Annotated in this window: 7 protein-coding genes; 3 read left to right on the forward strand and 4 right to left on the reverse strand. The window is 43.9% G+C overall.

Annotated features, from left to right (window positions below):
* Positions 1-38: 38 nt before the first annotated feature.
* From MOV14_RS08895 to MOV14_RS08905, 3 genes are all read right to left on the reverse strand, one after another.
* Complete coding sequence (locus MOV14_RS08895; RefSeq protein WP_318536973.1) at positions 39-1,013, reverse strand: BadF/BadG/BcrA/BcrD ATPase family protein; 975 nt, start codon at positions 1,011-1,013, stop codon at positions 39-41.
* 110 nt (positions 1,014-1,123) lie between these two features.
* Positions 1,124-2,437: a class II D-tagatose-bisphosphate aldolase, non-catalytic subunit gene (locus MOV14_RS08900; protein WP_318536974.1), complete on the reverse strand. Its 1,314-nt coding sequence runs from the start codon at positions 2,435-2,437 to the stop codon at positions 1,124-1,126.
* 18 nt (positions 2,438-2,455) lie between these two features.
* Positions 2,456-3,625, reverse strand: a complete 1,170-nt coding sequence (locus MOV14_RS08905; RefSeq protein ID WP_318536975.1) for an SIS domain-containing protein — start codon at positions 3,623-3,625, stop codon at positions 2,456-2,458.
* Positions 3,626-3,801: 176 nt separating this feature from the next.
* Here MOV14_RS08905 and nagA point away from each other — a divergent pair, with 176 nt between their 5' ends.
* The 3 genes from nagA to MOV14_RS08920 are packed head-to-tail and all read left to right on the forward strand — an operon-like array spanning position 3,802 to position 6,265.
* The gene (gene nagA / locus MOV14_RS08910; protein WP_318536976.1) at positions 3,802-4,959 is read left to right on the forward strand and encodes an N-acetylglucosamine-6-phosphate deacetylase; all 1,158 of its coding nucleotides are present in this window, start codon (positions 3,802-3,804) and stop codon (positions 4,957-4,959) included.
* 43 nt (positions 4,960-5,002) lie between these two features.
* Positions 5,003-5,746 carry an SIS domain-containing protein gene (locus MOV14_RS08915; RefSeq protein WP_318536977.1) on the forward strand — a complete coding sequence of 248 codons (744 nt, stop codon included), beginning with the start codon at positions 5,003-5,005 and terminating at the stop codon, positions 5,744-5,746.
* A 39-nt stretch (positions 5,747-5,785) separates the two neighbouring features.
* Entirely contained in the window at positions 5,786-6,265 is a 480-nt protein-coding gene (locus MOV14_RS08920; RefSeq protein WP_318536978.1) for a PTS sugar transporter subunit IIA, read from the forward strand.
* Positions 6,266-6,293: 28 nt separating this feature from the next.
* Here MOV14_RS08920 and MOV14_RS08925 read toward each other — a convergent pair whose 3' ends face one another.
* Positions 6,294-6,584: a PTS sugar transporter subunit IIB gene (locus MOV14_RS08925; protein ID WP_318536979.1), complete on the reverse strand. Its 291-nt coding sequence runs from the start codon at positions 6,582-6,584 to the stop codon at positions 6,294-6,296.
* Positions 6,585-6,720: the final 136 nt, after the last annotated feature.

Below are 6,720 nucleotides of genomic sequence, written 5' to 3' on the forward strand. Positions count from 1 at the left end.
ACGTTTCTTATTCAAAGGTATAAATCAAGCTATAAGACTCAGGGTAGTCTCATTCTAAGTCTCTCTACTAGGGATTCGCCCACTTCGCGTCCGCTTTTAATCATCGCATAAACCAGGCAGCCAACGAGCGCCTGTGAGCCCACGTATGGTTCCTTTACGATAGCATTCGGAATCTTTTCCTTAAGTTCGAGCAGATAGGCCTCCCAAACAGTCCTAGACTTAAATACACTGCCTACTTCACCCACTACAGGCGCTTCTAGTCCCAGCCGGTCTGCCACTGTCACTGCAGAAAGTGCGAGCTCCTTTCCAGCCCTCACCAGGATAGCCCTCGAGATCTCGTCTCCTCTCTGCGCTTCCTCGTCAACTATTCTAGAAATCCCAGCAACCTTGGAGATATCGCCTTTAGACACATCCAGGTAGATCTTGTCGATTATTTCCAGGAGGTCATGGACCCCGAAGTAGTCACTAATCCTTTTTACGAGAGAGGTCCATGGCCCGCGACCGTCGTAAGCCCTTGATGCCGAGTTCAATGCCTGTAGCGCAATCCACGCACCACTCCCCTCGTCACCTATGAGCCAACCCCAGCCGCTGGACCTAGTAGTCCTGCCCTCCGCGTCTAAGCCTATTGCGATAGCTCCTGTTCCCGCAATTACTGCTACCCCAGGTCTCCCGAGAGTGACAGCATAGAGCGCAGCTAGAGCGTCATGGATGATGTGGGTTTTATCGGCTGGAAGACCCACTCTCTCTGCAATCTCTTTTGCTCTAGTGTGCTGTTCTCGGGTATCAAGTCCTGCCCAGGATAGTACGATAAGGTCAAGGTCGTCTAGATCCAGCTGCGCCGACTCTAACGCGCTACGGTGTGAGCGGCTCAAGTTCTGCACGATAACTTCTTCCTCGAGGATGACGTCTGCAGGGCCAGAGAAGCCAAGGCCTAGAAGCTCAAGTTCTTCTCCCACAACAGCGCTGACAGTTTTCGTTTTTCCAATATCTACAAGCAGGAACTTCATACTCATACCTTTACCTAATTCAATTATTTACATTTCTCTAACCTTGAGACCAATATTCGTATTGTTGCTAAGTTATCGGGAAAGGTTTCGACACGCTAATATTGTTTATACCCCGACTAGCTAGGTGTTTTCTTTGAGGTTAAGATAAGTGAGAAATAGGGTGTAAGCTTTTCTGAGATTTTATCAAGAACTAGACTTTCTGGCTCTAGTTGCATTTTACCTTCAATCACTTTACTAAATTGTGTAGGCATGTATTGACTGAGCAGGGGTAACGGGATGCTACTTTTTTTAAGGTTCTCGAAGAGCACGTCAATGGAATGCGAAACCCTAGGATTAGCTAAGTAGTAGCGACTGCGGTCGTAGAAGCTGAATAAGAGCTTTTGCCTTAAATTCGGATCTTTTGGAGAATAATATTTAGACCAGTGAGTGGGATCCTGAAGCATGTTTTCCTCTAGAACAGACCGGAAGCGTGACACCTTCTGCGGTAGGATAGATCTGTAAATCTCCTCCTCTATCATGCTCAGCGACATTAAGGCCTCTCTTAGGGCAAAAGTCAGAGCAGGGCCCACCTTAAGAATAACTATTCCATCTTCCACCATTTGTTTTAGGACAGCATAAGGCTGGTAATCAGTTGAATGCCCCTCAAAAACAATATGTGGATAGGCTTTAATAACTTCCTTTAGCTCTCTCACTTTCTCATGCCTATACGGAAGTATCTTATCATGCTCAAACTCTGCTCCATGTTTTATTACAACGGCAATAACTCGTTTCCAAATATCTGATAAGCCTCTTTCAGTTATTTTCTCACGGAATAATTCAAGGTCTTCTCGCAGTTTTTCTGGCTCGGTTACTTCTTCTGAATTCTTTAATTTTCCCCCGGCAGTGGGGACATCGCTACCTATAACATAGACAATCGGAGAATCGTTTCTACCCGATTTTTCATACGCCTCCTCTGCTGCTGCTATCAGCTCTACTGTTCTAGTGAAAATTACGTCAGAAGATAAAGGCTCTTTATCGGTCGCTAAAGGAACGGTAGTATCAATGTGAAGCTTCCTAAAAGAAGCTTTCACGGCTTCAATAACCAGCTGTTTGCTCAGCTCCATTGCTTTGTCGGGTGGAAGTTTTGTCCAAGGAAGAGGACCGTAATGGTCACCACCAACAACTACTCTGTCTAGAGGGAAACCGTACTGCTTAGCTGTTTTCTGTACAAGCACGTAAAAATCGGATGGTGTTAAACCTGTGTAACCGCCAAACTGGTTAACTTGATTCGATGTGGCCTCTATCAAGACGAACGGAGAATTCATCTCTACAGCGACTTTAAAGGTGGCCTTAAGCACAAACTCGTTTGAGCTGCATATCGAAGGGGCACCGATGAGTTCTCCATTTTTGTACCTTCGTACGACTTCCAAGAGAGGATTTTCAGCGGACACTGCTGTCACCGAATATAACTACTGTGGAATATCGTATATCTTAAACTCTCTCACTACTCTGCTAAGCCGTCCCTCAGGATACGGGTTATCTGGGGTAATGCCTAGGCTTAAGGACTTGTAAAGAGCTAAAAGTTGAGCGTAAACAGCATATGGCAAAGCTAAAAACTCTGGTTCTATGTCTGAAAAATCCTCCTCGAGATAAAATACGTAATCAGCTTCATTAATCCTGTTTTTGAATGGTGTGAAGACGACGATAGTACCCTTGTTTTCATCCGAAGCCAACTCCTCAAGGAAATCGACCTCGTACCTCCACGTGTAGTAATTATTCGAGAGGAATGCCACAACAAGTGATTTCTTATTTATAAACGCTTTGGGTCCATGCCTCAGGGCTAGAGGGCTATTATACGTAGATGCAATAATCCCCCGTGATAGTTCAAGCATTTTAAGAGAAGCCTCAGCGGCTAAACCTTTTAACCCGCCGCTACCGAGGAAGATGGCCCTCTCGAATTCTCTCTCAGCGATTTCCCTAATTCGGTTCGAGTCCCTTGAAAGAATTCTCGACGCCTCGCTAGATATTTTCCTCACTTTTTCCTCTGCATCCTTGGGATTCTTCAGTTCAGGGATAAGTAGATCGACTAGAAGCATAGAAGTGAAGCTACTGGTCATTGCGAATCCTTTATCATTTGCCTTTTCAGGCAAAATTATGTTCAGGAAATTCTCCTTGCCTTCGCCATATCTAGCTAGCCTACCGTTACGATTGCATGTTATGTTTAAGAAGAACGGTTGCTTCGCCATTTTCTCCACGAGTTTAACGACTGCAAGGCTTTCAGGGCTGTCGCCCGAACGTGCGTGTGACACTAGAAGCAAAGGATTCTCATGGACGATATGATCATGTGGTGAAGCCACGATGTCCGGAGACTCTTGAGCCTTAACATTTAACGAAAGTTTTCTTCTTAAGTAACCCTCACTTATAAAACCAACATAGCCTGAGGTGCCGGCTCCTGCTAGCAAAATATGTGTATTTCCTCCGCTTAATGCTTTTTCGATGAACGCTAGGATAGTATGGCTTTTAGACAGTATCTCCTTGTAAATTTCAATCCATAGGGATGGTTGTTGCTTAATTTCCCTTATCGTATGAAAAGCCCCCTTAGCTGTGTACTCTTCAATTGGAAAGGTGCTCTCTCCCATATCACTTTGAAAAAGCTACTGCTATCATTAAATAGTTTGTCTACAGCAACTCGGGCTTTATATGCAATTACATCTTGGAGTATAGTGCATTGCCAATCAATGACGTTTTACATTTATAACACAAAAATTTAAACATAAGTTTTAATATTCAAGCACAAAAATGCTACATGGATATTATGCGAACTGTCATAAGACACGCCACAATAATATCCTCCTCTGAGATCACTAGGAACGGGTATATATCGATTAAAGACGGCGTTATCGAGGAAGTGGGTAGAGAGCCCTATAGCGGCTCTGCAGAAAATGTGATCAATGCTGAGGGACTCATAGCCATGCCTGGCTTCATAGATACTCATACCCACGGCATCAGAGGCCTTGACGTGACAAACGACAGGGATCCACGTAAAATTCTCGAAATGGCTAAACACTACTCTGAGCACGGTGTAACGAGCTTCTTACCGACAACAGTTACAGCCCCTCTTGAAATTTTGAAAGAGTCCTGTAAGGCTGTTAGAGAGGCCTTACAGTTGTGGAAGCCATCCCACGGTGCTAAGATACTCGGGATTCATCTAGAAGGTCCATACATAAACCCTGAAGCCGCTGGCGCTCAGAACAAATCCTTTATTAGACCGCCAGATGCAAGGGAGTTCAAAGACCTCGTAGAGGCATGCGGAATAGTAAAGCAGGTCACAATCGCACCTGAACTCAAAGGCTCTGAAGAGCTGGTGAGGTATGCCAAAGGATCTGGTATTGTTGTTAGCGCCGGTCACACGAATGCATCATACGAAGATGGCTTGAAAAGCATCAGGCTAGGGGTTTCTAAAGCAAACCACCTATTTAACGGCATGACGAGGTTTCATCACAGGGAGCCCGGCATCGCCATTGCCCTTCTTCAATCCCCCGACGTCTACCTGGAGGTAATAGCCGACTTTATACATCTGCACCAGGCTGTAGTTAAGATGATCATAGACTACGCGACGCCAAACAGAGTTGTACTAATAACGGACTCGATAGCAGCTACGGATATGCCTGATGGAGTCTACCAGCTTGGTGGCTTAGAAGTTGTTGTTCAGCAGGGAGTGTGCAGGCTCGCCGGGTCAGGCGGCTTAGCAGGGTCAACGTTAACCATGGATAGAGCAGTCAAGAACATTGTCAGTTTAGGATACAAACTAACAGATGCCGTTAAAATGTCTAGCTTGGTTCCTGCAAAGAGCATTGGTCTTGGTAATATGGGTGATATAAAACCAGGCTATTTGGGAGATATTGTGCTTCTAGACGATGCTCTCAAAGTTGAAAAAACTATTATCGGGGGAGAATTAGTGTACGAAAGGTAAGGTTTTTATACAAGTTCCTGCGCAGAACCTTGCAGGTGATTCCGTGAATTCAAGTGCATACGAACTTTTCACAAAAACTGTTACAAGTATTATCGATAAAATAGTTAGCGAGGAGCGAGAGAATATTGAAAGGGCTTCTGATCTCATGGTGCAGGCATTATTAAACGATGGATACGTGTATGTTTTCGGAACTGGGCACTCCATGATGATGGCCCTTGAAATGTTTTACAGAGCAGGAGGCCTCGTGCGCGTCTACCCCATATTTGACTTATCTCTCTCTGGGCTCAACGGTGCCTTGAAGAGCACGCATATAGAACGTCTAACTGGTTATGCAGATGCCTTACTAAAATCTATGCGGCTGAAGCCTAACTCCGTTTTAATAATTGTCTCTAATTCCGGTAAAAATGCCGTACCAGTGGAGATGGCTGTTTCAGCCAGAAAAATGGGGCTTAAAGTAATTGGAGTAACATCGCTCAACTTTTCAATGAGCGTGCCCCCAGAGAATCCGCTCGGCAAGAAACTTTACGAAGTCGCCGATGTCACGATAGATAATAAGGTGCCAGGAGGAGATGCTGCATATGAGGTCGAATCCCTAAGGATGAAGATAGCTCCCGTATCAACTATAATCAACGCATTTGTACTGCAGCTTCTCACCATAAGAACCGTTGAAAAGCTAATTGAGAAAGGTGTGATGCCTGAGATTTGGGTTAGTGCTAACATACCAGGTGGCATTGAGAAAAATCAGGCATATGTAGAGAAATATATTGATATAATAAAGTCATTATAGTCACTAAATAGTCACTAAACAAATCTTGGGTTGAATATTATGGGTGGTCTTTCTCAAGATTTGCTTAGTGCTGTTGACGATAGAATAGTTGTGGTTGATTCTGTTAGGGATTGGATTGAAGCAATCAGACTAGCTGGGCTATTACTTGTTAGGGATGGTATTGTAGAAGAGAAGTACATAGAAGCTATGGTGAAGGTGACTCAGGAGCTAGGTCCCTACGCTGTGCTAGCACCAGGCGTTGCCATGCCTCATGCTAGACCTGAAGACGGTGCCCGCAAAATAGGTATCAGTATCGTCATTGTAAAGAATGGGGTCTCTTTTAACTCTCCCAATGATCCAGTGTACATAGTTATAGGCTTTGCTGCAATAGATAAGACGAGTCATTTAAACATATTAAAAGAATTAGCTGATTTTCTCTCTATTTCAGATATCATTAAGAAGCTCGGAAATGCTTCGTCACCGAGTCAGGTGAAGGAAATTATAAAAGAGTACCAGCATAGTCAAATGCATAAACATTAATGTTCAGAGTGAAGAAAGCATGGGCTTACTAAGTTTTAAGATAACCCATCTCTTTCAAAACGACAGATAATTTTGCTCTCAGCTCGTTCTTGTCAAGCAAGTTTTTTAGGAATACTTTTCTGACAGGTTTATCGGTTAAGAGCTTCTCAAAATCAACACTAGCAACAATAATATCAGTGTCGTGTCCTATACTTAGGCTTGATATATTGGTTGCTATGACTTCGGCTGGCACATTAAGTTCCCTCAGCACCTCTTCTACGTTCATCTTAATTAGGAAAACAGTGCCCATACCCATTCCGCAGACTGCAGCGATTTTCAATCTCTTTGAGATACTACATCACCCTTAATTAGCTTCTTCCTTTACAATTTTAAGCTTTTCTACTTAAATATGACTAATAGCAGAAGGTTTATATAAGTGTGTTTCAATACGAACTCTTGACCCCCATGGCATTATT

Source organism: Infirmifilum sp. NZ (assembly GCF_022693705.1).
GTDB lineage: Archaea > Thermoproteota > Thermoprotei > Thermofilales > Thermofilaceae > Thermofilum.